Here is a 16,701-nt window from a genome sequence, read left to right on the forward strand (position 1 = left end):
TTCGCCCGTCGTCAACGCAGACCCACATCCTTCCGGAAGGGACTCGGCAGCCTTGGAACCGAGCGAGAAAATGCCACGTGACCGCGAGCCACAGCTGGCCTACTCCGAACTCCAGTACAAGACCCATGACGAGGAGAAGCGCCGGCAGAAGGCTGCCAAGATCGTGGCGGTTCTGCAGCACTTCCTCGGGCGCGATGATCTGACTGGCCTCTCGGCGCTCGACATCGGCGCATCCACGGGCTACACCGTCGACGCCCTGGCCACGGCGGGCGCGACCACGACCGGCATCGACATCGACGAGCCCGGCATTTCCTTCGCTCGCAGCCGCTTCGGCGACAAGGCCACGTTCACCGTTGCTGACGGTTCTGCGATTCCGGCCGCGGACCAGTCCTTCGACATCGTGGTCTTCAACCACATCTACGAGCACGTGGTCGACGCCGACGCCGTCATGGCCGAGATCGTTCGCACGCTACGTCCCGACGGAGTCGCCTACCTTGGCTTCGGCAACAAGTGGGCGGTCGTCGAACCGCACTACCGGCTCCCGTTCCTCTCCTGGCTGCCCGAGAAGCCGGCGGACCGCTACGTGGCCGCATTCAAGCGGGCGGATTCGTACTACGAACGCTTCCGCAGCCGGCGCAAGCTCATCACGATGTGCCGCGGCCTCCGTGTCTGGGACTACACCTACACACTGATCGGTGACGCAGAGCAGTTCCATGCCACCGACGTCGTCCCGCGCCGTCTGGCCGGCATGCCGATCGGCTTCTTCCGCGCGCTGCGTCCGGTGATTCCCACCTTCATCTGGATCGGCACCCCTGGCACCACACAGCCGCAAGGCCCTGCGGTGAAGTGTCCGCCGTCGGCCATCACCGAGTGACCGCGGACCCCATGCGCAAGCAGCCCGTCTTCATCACTCGCAAGTTCCCACCCTCCATCGGCGGCATGGAAACTCTCGCTGCAAGTGTGTGGCGATCCATGCTGACCAGCTACCCCCAAGCTCACAAGATCTCCTACGGCGGAGCCAACATCGGCCTGCTGTGGTGGCTGCCGCTCTGCCTGCTCCGGGTGACCTGGCTCTGCGCCACCCGGAGGGTCGAGTACGCACTGTGCGGAGACGCGCTGATGAACGCCGCATGCGCACCAGTGCTGCGCCTGTTCGGCGTTCCTCGCTCCACCATGGTGATGGGGCTCGACATCACGTTCGACAACGCCCTCTATCGAGCGCTCGCGCATCCTCCACTTCGATCGGCGCGCTGCGTGATCGCCATCAGTGCAGCGACGCGCGACGCCGCGATCGCTGACGCGGCCGTTGACCCCGCGCGCATCGAGGTCGTCCGCCTCGGTGTGCCGGATCCCGGCATCGACGGACACGCACTGGCGGCAGCGCGGGAACTCCTGCGCCAGGATCTCGGCCTGGGCACGCAGGACGTCATGGTCGTTGCCCTGGGACGCCTCGTTCGACGCAAGGGCGTCCGCTGGTTCGTCGAGAACGTCCTTCCGAAGCTTCCCGAGACCGTGCACTTCGTCGTCGGAGGATCAGGACCGGAGTCGGAGGCGATCGCAACCGCGGCAGACTCCGCCGGCGTCCGGACTCGCGTGCACCTCCTGGGCGGCGTGAGCGACGAGGTCCGGGACCGGCTCATGGCCGGCGCAGACGTCTTCGTCCAGCCGAACATCGCGGTCCCGGGTGACATGGAGGGCTTCGGCCTCGTCGCCGTCGAGGCCGCGCTGCGCGACACGACTGTTCTCGCAGCCGATCTCGAAGGGCTCAGGGACGCGGTCCAGGACGGCGAGACCGGCATCCTTCTTCCCTCGGGCGACGCGGATGCATGGGCCCGGACGCTGACCGACCTGATCGCGCGACCAGCCGATCTCGAGCTCCAGGGCCGGCGCCTCGGCGCATGTGCTCGGGAGACCTACAGCGAGCGCGCCATGGGCGCCGCACTCGTCCAGATCCTCACCGCCTAGTCACGAAATCGTGGCGTCGCTGGCCGGGGCCCAGCGCAAACTAGACTCTTGCTGCACCGCAACCGACCGATGTGAGGACTCACGTGAGACTTGTCGTCCAGATCCCGTGCCTGAACGAGGAGGACACGCTTCCGCTGGTGCTCGAGTCGATCCCGAAGGAAATCCCCGGGATCGACGACATCATCGTGCTGATCGTGGACGACGGGTGCTCGGACCGGACGGTCGAGGTGGCACGCAGCTACGGCGTCACCGAGTTCGTGCACCACGCCCGCAACCAGGGCCTGGGCCGCTCGTTCCGCGACGGCGTCGTGCGGGCACTCGAGCTCGGTGCTGACATCGTGGTCAACACCGACGGCGACAACCAGTACCCGCAAGACCGGATCACCGACCTGGTGCAGCCGATCGTGCGTGGCGAGGCCGACATCGTGATCGCCGACCGCCAGGTGCACAAGGTCGACCACTTCTCCCCGCTGAAGAAGCAGCTGCAGAAGGTCGGCAGCGGCGTGGTCAACCGCGCCGCCGGCACCAAGCTGCCCGACGCCGCGAGCGGCTTCCGCGCCTACTCGCGCGAGAGCCTGATGGTCCTCAACACCATCACGCGGTTCAGCTACTGCATGGAAACGATCATCCAGGCCGGCAACAAGAACATGAAGATCGCCAGCATCCCGGTCGAGACCAACGCGAAGACCCGGGAGTCACGACTTTTCAAGTCGATGCCCGAGCACATCGCGAAGTCGGCTGCGGCGATCATTCGCTCCTTCATGATGTACCGGCCCTACGTCATCTTCGCCTGGCTGACGATGTTCTTCGGCGTGCTCGGCATGATCCCGTTCGTCCGGTACGCCGTGCTGATGGTCACCGACTCGGCATCCGGACACATCCAGTCGCTGCTGCTCGGGTCGCTGCTGATGATCCTGGCCTTCATGAGCCTGATGCTCGGCATCATCGCCGACCTGATCCGCACCAACCGGATCCTGATCGAGGACAACCTCGAGCACACCAAGAAGGCCCGCTTCGGGAAGTCCGGGACCGAGCTGCTCCGTGACCAGACGTCGCAGCCTCACTTCGACTGGCCTCGGGAGCACCCCGGCCTGCCGACGCGCCCCGTCAGCTGACTTCCTAGTTCGAGACCTCGGCCTCGCGGCTGCTCAGGTTCGTGATGCCGCGGCGTACCTCGCCGAGGGTCTTCTCGAGCGAGGCCTGCAGCGATGCCAGACGGGTCCCGACGTAGGCGTCGGTGTCGCGCCGCAGCACGTCGGCCTCCTCGCGCGCCGCAGCGACGAGATCCTCCCCCTCACGGACGGCGACCCGGAAGACCTCGGTGTCGGAGACCAGCCGGTCCTGCTCGAGGCGAGCAGCGCGCAGGATCTCGGATGCCTCGTCCTCGGACGACCTCATCAAGTCCTCCCGCTGGGCGACGAGCTCGCGTGAGGCAAGCGTTGCTCCGGCGTGCGCGGACTCGATGCGCTGCAGTGCGGCGAGCACCTCGTCGCGCTCGAGGACGACGGAGCTGCGGCCCTTGGTGCGGGCACGGTCGACGAGCTGGTGGAGGGCAGCGAGCTCGTCGCCGACGCTGCGGGTGCCGACGTCCCGGGTGACCGTCACTGGCCCTCCCCCCGACGCCGCTCCTCGAGACGGGCCATCAGCCGCTCGCGGACGAAGTCAGGGATGAGGCCGGACACGTCGCCGCCGAACATGGCGACCTCCTTGACGAGGCTCGATGCCAGGAATGAGTACTCCGGGCTGGTCGGGATGAAGACGGTCTCGATCTCGGCGAGCGAGGAGTTCATCTGCGCCATCTGCAGCTCGTACTCGTAGTCGCTGACGGCACGCAGGCCCTTGACGATGGCCACGGCGCCCTCTTCCTCGCAGAAGCCGGTCAGCAGGCCGGTGAAGCCCGCGACGCGCACGTTGGGGAACTGGCGGCAGGCCTCGCTGAGCATCTCGAGGCGCTCCTCCGGCGTGAACAGACGCGTCTTGGACGGGTTCAGGCCGGTCGCCACGATCACCTCGTCGAAGAGGCCCGCAGCGCGCGCAAAGATGTCGATGTGACCGTTGGTCACCGGGTCGAACGAGCCCGGACACACGGCAATGCGCACGGTTACTCCTCTCGGTCCGAAGCTGCCGGATCAGACTCTGCCGAATCAGCATCAGACCGGGTCGGCACCTGGGTGGATTCGGCGTGACCATACCTCAGCAGCGTCTCCCCGTATCTCCTGTCACGCGAGGGCTGGATGCCGTCGGGCCACTCCGGCGCCGGGCCACGGGCGGAACGCTCGACGACGACCAGGGCGTCCGGAGTGAGCCACCCGTGCGCCACCAGGGCAGCGAGATCGGCCTCGACATCGGCGTTGGGCAGCGGGTACGGCGGGTCGGCGAACACGACGTCGTACGGCGCGACGGGGTGCCGCGCCAGCGTCGCCGTGACGCTTGCCGAGTGGACCTCGACCCGGTCGAGCCCGAGCGTCCTGGCGTTCTGCGCGATGAGGGCTGCGGTGCGCTTGTCGTGCTCGACCAGGGTGACCACACCGGCACCCCGGGACCTGGCCTCGAGACCGACGGCACCGCTGCCGGCGTACAGGTCGAGGAAGCGCAGACCGGCGAGCGATCCGCACCATGCCTCGATCGCGGAGAAGAGTGCTTCGCGCACGCGGTCACTGGTCGGGCGGGTCGCCTGACCCTTCGGCGTGGCCAGCCTGCGACCGCCCACGCTGCCCCCGATGATGCGCGTCATGAGCGGTCCACGAACTCGGAGTGGTCGGTGCGCTCGATCTCCTCGACGGCCTGCCGGAGCAGGGGCGCCTGACCGAGCGAGAAGTCGGCGTCGAGCAGCGCACCTGCGGCCTCACGGGCCTGGAGGATCGTCGTCTCGTCGCGCAGCACCCTCAGATTCTGCAGGGAGGAGCGACCGCCCGACTGACGGGCCCCCAGCACGTCGCCCTCGCGGCGCTGCTCCAGGTCCACCTGGCTGAGCACGAAACCGTCGGTCGTGGACGCCACGGCGGCAAGCCGATCGCGCGCCGGAGTGCCGAGCTCGGCCCGCGTCACGAGCAGGCAGAGACCGGGCAGGCCACCGCGACCGACGCGACCGCGGAGCTGGTGCAGCTGCGAGACACCGAACCGGTCGGCGTCCAGCAGCACCATCGCCGTGGCGTTGGCAACGTCGACACCGACCTCGATGACGGTCGTCGCGACCAGCACGTCGATCTCCCCGGCCGCGAAGGCCCGCATCGTGCGGTCCTTCTCCTCGGGCGCCAGCTTGCCGTGGAGTACGCCGAGGCGAAGGCCCTGCAGGGCGCCCTCGGCAAGCTCGACGATCACGTCCTCGACCGCGCTTGGTCGTGGTGGCACCGGGACCACATTGCCGTCCTCGTCGACCTCGACGACGTCCTGCTCTCCCTGCTCGGCGACGTCGCCGGAGATGCGCGGGCAGACGACGTAGACCTGATGGCCCTTCTCGACCTCCTCGCGGACCCGCTGCCACGCGCGGGCCATCCACTGGGGCTGCTCGGTGAGCGGGACGACGCTGGTCTGGATCGGCGCGCGACCGGCCGGCAGCTCGGTGAGCGTCGAGACCTCGAGGTCGCCGAAGACGGTCATGGCCACCGTGCGCGGGATCGGGGTCGCGGTCATGACCAGGACGTGGGGCGGCGTCCCGGCCTTGTCGGTCAGCGCGGCACGCTGCTCGACACCGAAGCGGTGCTGCTCGTCGACGACGACCAGGCCGAGGTCGTAGAAGCTGACGTTGTCCTCGAGCAGGGCGTGGGTGCCGATGACGATGCCGGCCTCGCCGGTGGCCATGCGCAGCATCGGCTCCGTGCGCTGCGCCTTCGTCATCGATCCGGTCAGCAGGTCGACGCGGGTCGCCTCGGCGGCGCCGCCGAACTGTCCTGCCATCGCGAGATCGCCGAGCATGGTCGTGATCGAGCGGTAGTGCTGCTGCGCGAGCACCTCGGTCGGCGCGAGCAGCACGGCCTGCCCGCCGGAGTCGACGGTGCGCAGCATCGCCCGCAGGGCGACGAGGGTCTTGCCGGAGCCGACCTCACCCTGGAGCAGCCGGTGCATCGGATGGGGCTGGGCGATCTCGTGCTCGATCTCGGCTCCGACCGCCCGCTGGCCGGCGGTCAGCTCGAACGGCAGCCGCGCATCGAAGGCACCGAGGATGTCGGTCACTCCCCCGGTGCGCTCCTGGGCGCCGAGCGCCTGCAGCTCACGCCGGCGTCGGCCGAGCACGAGCTGCAGGACGAGTGCCTCCTCGAAGCGGAACCTCCGCTTCGCCGCAGCCACCTGGCTGAAGTCATCGGGTGCGTGGATCCACTCGAGCGCCTGGCGACGGCTCACGACGTCGTACTCAGCGCGGAGCGTGGCGTCGAGCACCTCGGGGATCTCGTCCAGCACGCTCAGTGCGAAGGTCGCCGCACGCTGGAGGTCCCAGGTGTCGACGCCCTTGGTGAGCGGGTAGATCGGGAAGAGGTTGGGCATGGTCTCGAGGGAGAGGAGCGCGTGGTCCTCGCCCTTGCTGCCGAAGAGCACCATCTGAGGGTTGGTCAGCTGCCACTGGTTGAAGAACGACGCCTTGCCCTGGAAGATCCCGCGGCGGCCCGCGGGAAGGCGGTTGCCGAAGCTGTTGGCCATCCCGAAGTTCTTGGCGAAGAAGGTCATCTTCAGCCGGTTGCCGTCGGCGTGGAGCTGCACCTCGACCCGGTACGCCGTCTTGCCGGTGCGGCGGTCGGTATAGGTCTTGACCTCGGACTTCCCGACCTCGCCGACGATGGTCAGCAGCTGGCCCTCCTGGAGCCCACCCAGGTCGCTGAGCTTGCCGGTCTCGAGGTAACGCCTCGGGAAGTGGTGGAGGAGGTCGCCGACGGTCTCCAGGTGGAGGCCTTCGACGATGGCCTTCCGCTTCTTCGGGTGGTCGCCGAGAACCGCCGCGATCGGTGCCTCGAGGGTGATCACCGGCGGCTACTCCACCGAGAGCAGGAGCGGGTAGCGGGACTGGCCGCCGTCGTAGATCACGACGTCGATGATCGGGTAGTTGCGCGAGATGTAGTCCTCGCAGTGGTCGGCGAGACCCTCCCCGCCCTCACCGGTGACGAGGGTGACCAGCTCGGCGCCACCGCCGGAGATCAGGCGGTCCAGGAGGCGGATCGCAACCTCTGCCAGGTGGTGCCCGACGATCGCGAAGTCGCCCTCGATGGCGCCAAGCACGTCACCGGGCTCGCACGGGCCGGCGGACGTGATCGCCTTGCGGGCGGCCACGGTCACAGCCCCGTGGCGGGCGTGACGCGCAGCGGCCGCCATCTGCACCACGTCCTGGTCGAACGAACGCCCCGGCTCGTGGACGGCGACCGCGGCCAGACCCTGCACCTGCGCGTAGCTCGGGATCACCGCGACCTTGACCTTGCCGGACTCCTCCGCAGTGCGCGCGGCGATCTCGGCAGTCTTGAGCGAGTCGGGGTCGTTGGGCAGGACCACGACCTCGGCCGCGCCGCTGCTCTCGATCGCCTCGAGGATCATGCCGGCGCTCGGTCGCTGTCCCGTCCCACCCGGCACGACGATCGCACCCGCCTCGGCGAAGAGCCGCTCCAGTCCCGGACCTGCGGTGAGCGCCACGATCTTGCGACCCTCACGCGACTTCCGCTTCTCCCGGGCCTCTGCCACCTGCTCGGCGAAGTGAGTCACCTGCACGCGGTGCGGACGTCCGGCCTCGAGGCCGGCCTCGATCGCGCCTCCGACGTCGTCGGTGTGGATGTGGACGTTCCACAGGCCATGGCCACCGACGACCACGAGCGAGTCACCGAGGTTGGCCAGCGCCTGCTTGAGGTCGGCGACGGCCGCGTCGTCGGCATCGAGGAGGTACATCACCTCGTAGGCCGGGCCGTCCTCGGTCAGGTCGTTGGTGGGCAGCGGCACCGGCACCGTGCGTACGCCGCGGGCCACGCTCGGCGCCACGCGACGCCGGCCGGTGAGGATCGTCTCGGCGGCCTCGAAGATCACCACGAGCCCGCGGCCGCCGGCGTCCACCACACCGGAGTCGGCAAGGAGCTGGAGCTGCTGGGGGGTGCGGGCCAGAGCAACCCGGGCGGCCTCGGCAGCAGCGGTGAGCGTCGCACCGGAGCGCTCGTCGGGCGCGACCTCCATCGCCGCGTCGGCGGCCGCGCGCATGACGCTGAGGATGGTGCCCTCGACCGGGGTGCCCACCGCGGCGTAGCTGGCGTCGGCGCCGTCGCGGAACGACTCGGCCAGCACGACCGACTTGCGCTCCTCCGGGTCGGCCGCACGGATGCGCTCGGCCAGCGCGTCGATCATCTGGGAGAGGATCACGCCGGAGTTGCCGCGCGCGCCGAGCAGCGTGCCGCGAGCAAACGCGGCGAGCACGACGTCAGGCGTCTGACCGGACTCGATCGCGACCTGCAGCGCATCCCGCCCGGCCTGCATCGTCAGGAACATGTTGGTGCCCGTGTCGCCGTCGGGGACCGGGTAGACGTTGAGCGCGTCGATCTCCTCGCGCGCATCCGCAAGGGCGTCCGTGGCCAGGTCGACGAACCGCAGGATGGCCGCCAGGTCGAACATCAGCCACCATCCTTTCCCGTGATCCGCGCCACTGACTGGCCCCGTGACGACCCCATGTCGCCCCGATGTCACCGCTGAGGGGCAAGATTAGTGGTTGGCGCCGTCAGCCCGCTCCACTGGCCGATTCGCGTGTGCGGCGCGCCATCGCTTATCCTTGTGCGGTTGTCCCGTGACCGACGCCATCCGGCTGTCCGCGGGCCTCGCCCCCAGACCTAGAAACATCGACTTCAGGAGTTACCCGTGGCTGCCGTCTGCGACATCTGCGCCAAGAAGCCCGGCTTCGGCAACAACCGTCCGTGGTCGCGCAAGATCACGAAGCGTCGCTTCAACCCGAACATCCAGCGCGTTCGCGCCACCGTCAACGGTGCCCCGAAGCGCCTCAACGTGTGCACCGGCTGCCTCAAGGCTGGCAAGGTCACTCGCTGACACAACGCAAAGGGCCCCGCTGAGCGCGCAAGCGCTCGGCGGGGCCCTTTGCGTTGTGTCAGAACGTGGTCAGGATGCGTTCCGGCATGAGCCGAGACGTCGGTTCGTGTGCGAGGGAGCGCAGCGACTGAGGGCGCACGAAGCGACATCTCGGCGAGGTGCCCACGGCCTGCGAGCTCCGCGCGAGCCTGCCCCCTCCAACCAGGCGCCGTGTCGACGCCAGGGTTGCGCCGTGTCAACAGGGTCAGAAGTGGGTCCAGCCCACCGGACCCTCATACGCCGCACCGTCGACCGTCACACGCGGGCCATCATCACCGGCCGCAAGAACAGAGCCGACGACGGTCCACCCCGCCGGCACGTCCTTGGCACGGGTGAAGGTGGCGAGCAGCGGGTGGTCGTCTCCCCCACCCAGCACGAACTGCAGCGGGTCGGCACCGAGCGCGGAGCCCACTGCCTGCAGGGGCTCGGGGATCTCGAAGGCCCCCGTGCGCAGGTCGATGACCACACCGGAGTCCTCGGCCACGTGTCCCGCGTCGGCGACCAGACCGTCGGAGACGTCGATCATCGAGGTGGCGCCCGCCTTGGCGGCGACCGGCCCGGCGTCGTACGGCGGGTCCGCGCGACGGTAGGCCTCCACCAGGACGCGGGGCGAGCGGAAGCCACGGCCCAGGACGGCCAGCCCGCCGGCAGCCCAGCCCTGACGTCCGCAGAGGGCGACGACGTCGCCGGCGGTGGCCCCCGAGCGCAGCACCGGAGAGACCGTGCAGCCACCGAGGACGGTGACCGCGATGACCAGCGTCTCGGATCGGGTGACGTCGCCGCCGACGACCGAGGCGCCGACCTTGGCGCACTCGGCGGCGAAGCCGCGGGCGAAGTCGAGCGCCCACTTCACCGGCAGGTCTGCGGGCAGGGCGAGACCAACCGTCACCGACGACGCGGTGCCACCCATGGCGTTGATGTCGGAGAGGTTCTGTGCGGCGGCCCGGGCGCCGACGTCCTCCGCGGGCACCCAGTCGCGGCGGAAGTGGCGTCCCTCGACCATCAGGTCGGTCGAGACCACCACGTGCCCGTTGCGGATCCGCAGGACTGCGGCATCGTCACCGGGACCGACCAGGACATGCTCCCCCTGCTCGAAGAGCGCGGTCAGGGCGCTGATCAGCGGGAACTCGCCGACATCGGCGAGCGTGGCATCAGAGGGGAAGGACGAAACTGGCATACGCCCATCCCATCAGCAGCCACCTGCCCCCGGGCCTGTCGACACGCTCCGTCGACGCTGTACGTTGAAGCGAGACCCTGAAAAGGGGCCACACCGACGCCAACCAGAGGAGCCCCACGATGACCGTGCAGGCATACATCCTGATCCAGACGGACGTCGGCAAGGCTGCCGACGTCGCGAAGGCCATCGCGGCACTGAAGGGCGTCACGCAGTCGGAGGACGTCACTGGCCCGTACGACGTGATCGTGCGGGCCGAGGCCCGCAGCGTTGACGAGCTCGGCCGCCTCGTGATCGCCGAGGTCCAGGCTCTCGAGGGCATCTCGCGCACCCTGACCTGCCCGGTCGTCCACATCTGACGTGCGACCGATCCTCACCGCTGCCCTTGGCATGACGGTGCCGCTGCTCGCTGCCTGCGGCCCGGTCGACCTGGCCGCTCCTCCCGCCACCGCCGCGAAGGCGTGCGCTGCCCTCGCCGACGGCGTACCGACGAAGCTGATGACCGAGACGGCGCGCGAGGTCTCACCGGCCGACGCAGGCGCGGCGTGGGGCGATCCGGAGATCGTGCTGAGCTGCGGCGTGGACATGCCGGAGGACTTCACACCCGGCGCCTCGTGCGAGGAGATCAGCGGCGTCGGGTGGTACGTCCCGACGGACCAGTTCGCGGACAGCCGTCTGGACCTGGCGATCTACACGATCGGTCGCTCGCCGGTGGTGCGCCTGGAGATCCCGTCCGACTACCGCGCGGACGCGGCGTTCGTCGCGGACTCGCTGACGACGCTCGCACCGGTGATCAAGGAGCACACGAAGCTCGAGAAGCCCTGTATCTGAAGCCCTGTATCTGAAGGCCTTCCGGGCTCGCGGGCGAGCTCAGCGCAGGCCGGTGCTGCGCGAGAGCGCCTGCTCCAGGAGCAGGTCGACCAGCTCGGAGTACTCGACCCCGCTCGCCGCCCACATCTGCGGGTACATCGAGGTCGGAGTGAAGCCAGGCATCGTGTTCAGCTCGTTGACGACCAGGGACCCGTCCGGGAAGACGAAGAAGTCGACCCGGGCCAGGCCCTCACAGCCGACCGCCTCGAACGTGGTGACGGCCAGTTCCTGCATGCGCGCGAGGAGGGCGTCATCGACCTTGGCGGGGCAGTCGATCTCCGTGTGCTCGCCGGGAAGGTACTTAGCCTCGAAGTCGTAGAACTCGTGGTCGCCACCGATCCGGATCTCGGCCGGGAGCGACGTGCGCACGGAGCCGTCGGCGGTCTGGAGCACGCCGCACTCGATCTCGCGGACGCCGCCCGCGAAGCCCTCCACGAGGACCCGCGGGTCGTGGACGATCGCGGTTTCGATCGCCGCGTCGAGCTCGGAGGCGTCGTGCACCTTGGAGATGCCGATGCTCGAGCCGCCACGGGCGGGCTTCACGAAGAGCGGGTACCCGAGCTCCGCGGAGCGCTTGCGGCAGCCTTCGGTGTCGCGGGCCCACTCGCGCGCCGTGACGACGATCGAAGGCATGACGGGTACGCCGGCCGCAGCCAGCGCCACCTTCATGAATCCCTTGTCCATGCTGACCGCAGAAGCCAGGACACCGGCGCCGACGTAACGGACACCAGCCATCTCGAGCAGGCCCTGGAGCGTGCCGTCCTCGCCCCACGGACCGTGCAGCAGCGGGAAGACCACATCGATCTCGCCGAGTACGCCGGCAGCGTCGGCCGCGTCGCTGACGACCAGGTCCGTGCCAGTGGCGGTCTGCGCGAGCGCCACACCGGGACGGGTCCCGTCGACGGCGGGCAGGACCCGGTCCTTGATCTTCAGCCGGTCCAGGTCGCCGGACTCGAGCACCCATCGTCCGTCGGCCGCGATGCCGATCGGGACGACGTCGTACTTCTCGCTGTTGATGGCGGCAAGGACGCTGCCGCCGGTGACGCAGGAGATCGCGTGCTCGGTCGAGCGACCACCGAAGATGACCGCGACGCGCGGCTTGCCGGCACTCACGCGGTGCCCGCCTCCGCGGCAGCGCGTGCCGCGTCGAGGTCGGCGCGCGTCAGCACCGGACGGATCTCGAGGCCGACATCGGCCAGCGGGTTCTCGCCGACCGGTGACCGGTCGATCGCGCAGACGACGGTGTCGACGATGGCGCCCAGCGGGCGGAGCGCGTTGACGGCATCGCGCACGGCGCCGCCTGAGGTGATGACGTCCTCGATCAGGGTGATCCGCTTGCCGGCGACGTCGGGGCCCTCGGCCAGCTTGGCAGTGCCGTACTTCTTCGCTTCCTTGCGGACGAAGAGCGCCGGGATGCCGGTCTTGGCCGAGACCATCGTGGCGATCGGCACGCCGCCGAGCTCGAGCCCGCCGAGCAGCTCCGTGGCCTCGGGGAGCAGGTCGACCATCTGGGCGGCCACGCGGTCGAGGAGGGCGGGCTGAGCCTCAAAGAGGTACTTGTCGAAGTATGTGTCCGACACCTGGCCCGAGCGCAGGGTGAATTCACCGTGCAGGCGGCAGGTGGCGTCGATGTCAGCGGCCAAGAGCTGGGTGGTCTCGTCAGTCACGGCGCCCATCATTCCCTAAACCAGGAGCCGCCTACGCTGGGGCCCATGGCCGACCTGGTGACGACCCCCTCCCCCGACGACCTCCCCTCGGGTGAGCCCGAGCGCGTATTGAGCCCTGCCACGGTTGCCGTGACCGCTGGCCGGCCCGAGCGTGTGCCCGATGCACCGCTGAACGCGCCGATCACGATGGCCTCGGTCTATGTGGGAGGCGGCGACCTCGAGTACGGCCGCTACACGAACCCGACCTGGACCGCTTTCGAGGACGCGCTGGGCGCCCTCGAGGGCGGGCGCTGCCTCTCCTTCGCCAGCGGCCTCGCTGCGGAGGCAACGATCTTCGACCTGGTCGGCCAGGGCCAGAAGGTCGTCATCCCCCAGCACGCCTATCACGGCAGCATCATGCAGCTCGCCGACCTCGAGTCCCGGGGCCGGATCCGGGTCCAGCTCGTCGACATCACCGATACGGCGTCGGTGGTCGCCGCGTGCGAGGACGCCTCGCTGGTCTGGCTCGAGTCGCCGACCAACCCCGCCCTCGAGCTGGCCGACATCCCCGCCATCACCGCAGCGGCCCACGAGGCCGGTGCCTACGTCGTCGTGGACAACACCTTCGCCACTCCCCTGCTCCAGCAGCCGCTCTCGCTCGGGGTGGACATCGTGGTGCACTCAGCCACCAAGTACATCTCCGGCCACAGCGACGTCGTCATGGGCGCGATCATCACCAAGGACGACGAGCTGTACGCCGTGCTGAAGGGCCGCCGCGACCTGATCGGCGCGATCCCCGGACCGTTCGAGGCCTGGCTGGCGCTGCGCGGGCTGCGCACCCTGCATGTCCGCGTCGAGCGGGCGCAGGCCAATGCCAAGGCGCTCGTCGAGCGGCTGCGCGAACACCCGGCCGTCGGCGACGTCCGCTACCCCGGCTTCGGCGCGATCATCGGGCTCGAGCTCGCGGCCGGGGCACTGGCAGCGGACCTGCTGACCCACAAGACCAGGCTGTGGGTGCACGCCACCTCACTCGGCGGCGTGGAGTCGACCTTCGAGCGCCGTCGCCGGTGGAAGACCGAGTCGCAGACCATCCCCGAGGGCTTCGTCCGGATGAGTGTCGGCATCGAGGACGTCGAGGACCTCTGGGCCGACCTGCTGCAGGCCCTCGACACCCTCACCTGAGCGGCACCCGTCCTGCCGTCGACACGGCCCAACTTGCAGGTCGACGCGGCGCAACTTCGAGGTCGGGACGTGTCGGCGTCGACGTTGCGCCGTGTCGTCGGGTGGTCAGTCGGTCTCGGCCTTGGTGTCTCGGGCGACGAACGACTGCATCATGTCGGTGGCGGTGATCTTGCCGGCGACGACCGCGTCGACGTGCTCGGCGATCGGCGCGTCGATGCCGGTCTGCTGCGCCAGCGCGAGCAGCGAGGAGCAGGACTTGGCTCCCTCGGCGACCTGACGGGTTGACGCGTAGATCTCGTCGGTCGTCATGCCCTGACCGAGCTTCTCGCCGAAGGTGCGGTTGCGCGAGAGCGGCGAGGAGCAGGTGGCGACGAGGTCGCCCAGGCCGGCGAGCCCCATGAGGGTCAGCGGGTTGGCGCCGAGCGCCATGGCGAGACGTGCGGTCTCCGCGAGCCCTCGGGTGATCACCGAGGCGGTGGTGTTGTCGCCGAAACCGAGGCCGACGGCCATGCCGACGCTGAGGGCGACGACGTTCTTGTAGGCGCCACCGAGCTCGCAGCCGAGGACGTCGACCGACGTGTAGGGGCGGAACGACGGCGAGTGGCAGAGTGCCTGGAGCCGCTTGGCGACCTCTTCGTCAGCACAGGCCACGACCGAGGCAGCGGGCTCGCGGCGGGCGATCTCCTTGGCCAGGTTGGGGCCGCTGACAACGGCGATCCGGTCCGGACCTGCACCGGTCACGTCCGCCATGACCTCGCTCATGCGACTCAGGGTGCCGAGCTCGACACCCTTCATCAGCGAGATCATCACGATGTCGTCGGAGAGGAACGCCTTCCACTCACCGAGGTTCTGCCGGAAGGTCTGGCTCGGCGTCGCGAAGACGACAGCCTCCGCACCTGCGAGCGCCTGCTCGGGATCGTGGGTTGCGGTCACGGTCGGCGGCAGTGCGATGCCAGGGAGGTAGTCGGAGTTCTCGCGACGCTCGTTGATCGTGGCGCAGACCTCCTCACGTCGACCCCAGATGGTCACGTCGTTGCCGGCATCAGCCAGCACCATCGAGAACGCGGTGCCCCACGAACCTGCACCGAAGACGGCGATCTTGCTCACGCCTTGCCCTTCTTGTCGTTCTTCTTGGTCTTCTTGGGATTGCCGATCTCGGCAACGCCAGCGGCCTTGGGGTCGAATCGCTCGACCGGAGCCTGCTCGCCGCGGATGTCGACGACGACCTGCGTAAGGGCTGCCATGATCCGGGCGGTCGCCTCGGCAACCTTCTCCGGGGTGATCTCACCCTCGAGCAGGTCAGCGAGATCGATCGGATCGCCGACCTTCAGGGTCACCGTCTTGCGCGGGAACGGCCGTAGGCGCGAGGAGTACGGCGCGAGGACCTCCTGGTCGCCCCAGTGGCCCACGGGAATCACGGGAGCGCCGCTCTCGAGGGCAAGGCGGGCCGCGCCACTCTTGCCGCGCATGGGCCAGAGGTTTGGGTCGCGGGTGATGCTCCCCTCGGGGTAGAACACCAGAAGCTCACCTGCGTGCAGCGCGCGCACCGCAGCGTCGTACGCACCGCGGGCGTGGTCGGTCAGTCGCGGGACCGGGATCTGGCCCGCGCCGCGCACGATGCGTCCGAGGACCGGCAGCTCGAAGAGGGCCTCCTTGGCGAGGAAGCGCGGGATCCGGCCGTGGTCATAGATCATGTGCGCGACGATCAGCGGATCGATCTTGGTGACGTGGTTGGCCACGATGATGCAGCCGCCGATCGCGGGAATCTTCTCACCGTCGATGTCGACTCGCCGTGCCAGCGCGCGGTTCGTCGGCTTGACGAGCACCTCGGCCACCCGGACGGCGGTGCCCTTTCGTCCCACAACCTTGCGCACCGTCACCTGCTCACCTCACATCCCGGCGAATCAGCACTCAGGATCCGCACAACGGAAGCAGGTTACCGGCACCCCGCGTCACAGTCCCCCTCCCACGCGGATGCGTGGATCGATCTCCGACCTCTGAACTCCGGACTCGAAATGCCGACGGCGGCGCCACCCTCAGGATGGCGCCGCCGCGTGCCCGTGCTGAGGATCAGGCCTTCTTGGCCGGGGCCTTCTTGGCCGGCGCGGCCTTCTTTGCCGTGGCCGCGGCCTTCTTCGCCGGAGCAGCAGCCTTCGTGGCCGCCTTCTTCGCGGGCGCAGCAGCCTTCGTGGCCGCCTTCTTCGCCGGTGCGGCGGCCTTCGTCGCCGCAGCCTTCGCCGGAGCGGCCTTCTTCGCGGCAGCCGTCTTCGCCGTCGACGCAGCCTTCTTGGCCGGAGCAGCAGCCTTCGTCGCAGCAGCCTTCGCCGGAGCCACCTTCTTCACGGCAGCCGTCTTCGCCGTCGACGCAGCCTTCTTCGCCGGAGCAGCAGCCTTCGTCGCAGCAGCCTTCGCCGGAGCCACCTTCTTCACGGCAGCCGTCTTCGCCGTCGACGCAGCCTTCTTCGCCGGAGCAGCAGCCTTCGTCGCAGCAGCCTTCGCCGGAGCGGCCTTCTTCGGGAGCTCGAGCTTGGGCAGCTTCTTGGCGCCGGAGATGACGTTCTTGAGGTCAGCGCCCGCGGTGAACTTCGGGATCGCCGTCTTCTTGGCCTTGATCCGCTCGCCGGTGCGCGGGTTGCGCACCCAGCGCGACGGACGGATCCGCTTCTCGAACGAGCCGAAGCCCGTGATGGCGACCTTCTCGCCACGAGCGACCTCGCGGGTGATGGTGTCGAGCACCGCGTCGAGCGCCGCAGCGGCTGCCTTGCGATTGCCCTCGTAACGCGCGGCCAACGCGTCGATCAGCTGAGTCTTGTTCACGAGCTTCCC

The 16,701-nt window shown here is 69.1% G+C and carries 18 protein-coding genes; 7 read left to right on the top strand and 11 right to left on the bottom strand.

Annotation, left to right across the window (positions count from 1 at the left end; translation table 11 throughout):
* Positions 1-70 precede the first annotated feature (70 nt).
* The 3 genes from D4739_RS01045 to D4739_RS01055 all read left to right on the top strand — a co-directional run bounded on the left by D4739_RS01045 (position 71) and on the right by D4739_RS01055 (position 3,080).
* Positions 71-874 (top strand): class I SAM-dependent methyltransferase, encoded by an 804-nt coding sequence (locus D4739_RS01045; RefSeq protein WP_120058872.1) that lies wholly within the window; start codon positions 71-73, stop codon positions 872-874.
* A 98-nt stretch (positions 875-972) separates the two neighbouring features.
* Positions 973-1,965, top strand: a complete 993-nt coding sequence (locus D4739_RS01050; RefSeq protein ID WP_182920252.1) for a glycosyltransferase family 4 protein — start codon at positions 973-975, stop codon at positions 1,963-1,965.
* 83 nt (positions 1,966-2,048) lie between these two features.
* The gene (locus D4739_RS01055; RefSeq protein ID WP_120058874.1) at positions 2,049-3,080 is read left to right on the top strand and encodes a glycosyltransferase family 2 protein; all 1,032 of its coding nucleotides are present in this window, start codon (positions 2,049-2,051) and stop codon (positions 3,078-3,080) included.
* A 4-nt stretch (positions 3,081-3,084) separates the two neighbouring features.
* Here the strand turns inward: D4739_RS01055 and D4739_RS01060 are convergent, their stop codons facing one another.
* From D4739_RS01060 to D4739_RS01080, 5 genes are read right to left on the bottom strand one after another with little or no spacing between them, the layout of a single operon-like run.
* On the bottom strand, positions 3,085-3,570 hold the full coding sequence (locus D4739_RS01060; RefSeq protein WP_120058875.1) for a hypothetical protein: 486 nt from the start codon (positions 3,568-3,570) through the stop codon (positions 3,085-3,087).
* A complete protein-coding gene (gene coaD, locus D4739_RS01065) occupies positions 3,567-4,064 on the bottom strand; it encodes a pantetheine-phosphate adenylyltransferase (RefSeq protein ID WP_120058876.1) in 498 nt (165 codons plus the stop codon). Before coaD ends, D4739_RS01060 begins: the two co-directional genes overlap by 4 nt.
* A 2-nt stretch (positions 4,065-4,066) precedes the next feature.
* Positions 4,067-4,699 (bottom strand): 16S rRNA (guanine(966)-N(2))-methyltransferase RsmD, encoded by a 633-nt coding sequence (gene rsmD / locus D4739_RS01070; protein ID WP_120058877.1) that lies wholly within the window; start codon positions 4,697-4,699, stop codon positions 4,067-4,069.
* Positions 4,696-6,921 carry an ATP-dependent DNA helicase RecG gene (locus D4739_RS01075; RefSeq protein ID WP_120058878.1) on the bottom strand — a complete coding sequence of 742 codons (2,226 nt, stop codon included), beginning with the start codon at positions 6,919-6,921 and terminating at the stop codon, positions 4,696-4,698. Before D4739_RS01075 ends, rsmD begins: the two co-directional genes overlap by 4 nt.
* 6 nt (positions 6,922-6,927) lie before the next feature.
* Positions 6,928-8,538 (bottom strand): DAK2 domain-containing protein, encoded by a 1,611-nt coding sequence (locus D4739_RS01080; protein ID WP_120058879.1) that lies wholly within the window; start codon positions 8,536-8,538, stop codon positions 6,928-6,930.
* 240 nt (positions 8,539-8,778) lie between these two features.
* Between D4739_RS01080 and rpmB the strand changes: the two genes are divergently transcribed.
* Positions 8,779-8,964, top strand: coding sequence for a 50S ribosomal protein L28 (rpmB, locus tag D4739_RS01085; RefSeq protein WP_107700189.1), 186 nt, complete (start codon positions 8,779-8,781; stop codon positions 8,962-8,964).
* 244 nt (positions 8,965-9,208) lie between these two features.
* Here the strand turns inward: rpmB and D4739_RS01090 are convergent, their stop codons facing one another.
* Positions 9,209-10,180: a thiamine-phosphate kinase gene (locus D4739_RS01090; RefSeq protein ID WP_120058880.1), complete on the bottom strand. Its 972-nt coding sequence runs from the start codon at positions 10,178-10,180 to the stop codon at positions 9,209-9,211.
* A gap of 119 nt (positions 10,181-10,299) precedes the next feature.
* Here D4739_RS01090 and D4739_RS01095 point away from each other — a divergent pair, with 119 nt between their 5' ends.
* Together D4739_RS01095 and D4739_RS01100 are read left to right on the top strand one after the other, a co-directional pair.
* The gene (locus D4739_RS01095; RefSeq protein WP_120058881.1) at positions 10,300-10,536 is read left to right on the top strand and encodes an Lrp/AsnC ligand binding domain-containing protein; all 237 of its coding nucleotides are present in this window, start codon (positions 10,300-10,302) and stop codon (positions 10,534-10,536) included.
* A gap of 1 nt (position 10,537) precedes the next feature.
* On the top strand, positions 10,538-11,008 hold the full coding sequence (locus D4739_RS01100) for a DUF3515 domain-containing protein (protein ID WP_120058882.1): 471 nt from the start codon (positions 10,538-10,540) through the stop codon (positions 11,006-11,008).
* A gap of 39 nt (positions 11,009-11,047) precedes the next feature.
* Here D4739_RS01100 and D4739_RS01105 read toward each other — a convergent pair whose 3' ends face one another.
* A complete protein-coding gene (locus D4739_RS01105; RefSeq protein ID WP_120058883.1) occupies positions 11,048-12,160 on the bottom strand; it encodes a D-alanine--D-alanine ligase family protein in 1,113 nt (370 codons plus the stop codon).
* A complete protein-coding gene (gene pyrE, locus D4739_RS01110; protein WP_238473462.1) occupies positions 12,157-12,714 on the bottom strand; it encodes an orotate phosphoribosyltransferase in 558 nt (185 codons plus the stop codon). The genes D4739_RS01105 and pyrE overlap by 4 nt, the downstream gene beginning before the upstream one ends.
* A gap of 45 nt (positions 12,715-12,759) precedes the next feature.
* Between pyrE and D4739_RS01115 the strand changes: the two genes are divergently transcribed.
* Positions 12,760-13,875, top strand: coding sequence for a trans-sulfuration enzyme family protein (locus D4739_RS01115; RefSeq protein WP_120058884.1), 1,116 nt, complete (start codon positions 12,760-12,762; stop codon positions 13,873-13,875).
* 105 nt (positions 13,876-13,980) lie between these two features.
* On the opposite strand, the gene D4739_RS01120 is transcribed toward D4739_RS01115, so the two are convergent.
* The 3 genes from D4739_RS01120 to D4739_RS01130 form a co-directional block, all read right to left on the bottom strand.
* On the bottom strand, positions 13,981-14,982 hold the full coding sequence (locus D4739_RS01120) for an NAD(P)H-dependent glycerol-3-phosphate dehydrogenase (protein WP_120058885.1): 1,002 nt from the start codon (positions 14,980-14,982) through the stop codon (positions 13,981-13,983).
* Positions 14,979-15,749, bottom strand: a complete 771-nt coding sequence (locus D4739_RS01125; protein ID WP_238473463.1) for a lysophospholipid acyltransferase family protein — start codon at positions 15,747-15,749, stop codon at positions 14,979-14,981. The genes D4739_RS01120 and D4739_RS01125 overlap by 4 nt, the downstream gene beginning before the upstream one ends.
* A 196-nt stretch (positions 15,750-15,945) precedes the next feature.
* Complete coding sequence (locus D4739_RS01130) at positions 15,946-16,692, bottom strand: HU family DNA-binding protein (RefSeq protein WP_120058887.1); 747 nt, start codon at positions 16,690-16,692, stop codon at positions 15,946-15,948.
* Between the last annotated feature and the right edge of the window lie 9 nt (positions 16,693-16,701).

It is taken from the genome of Nocardioides cavernaquae (assembly GCF_003600895.1).
Lineage (GTDB): Bacteria > Actinomycetota > Actinomycetes > Propionibacteriales > Nocardioidaceae > Nocardioides > Nocardioides cavernaquae.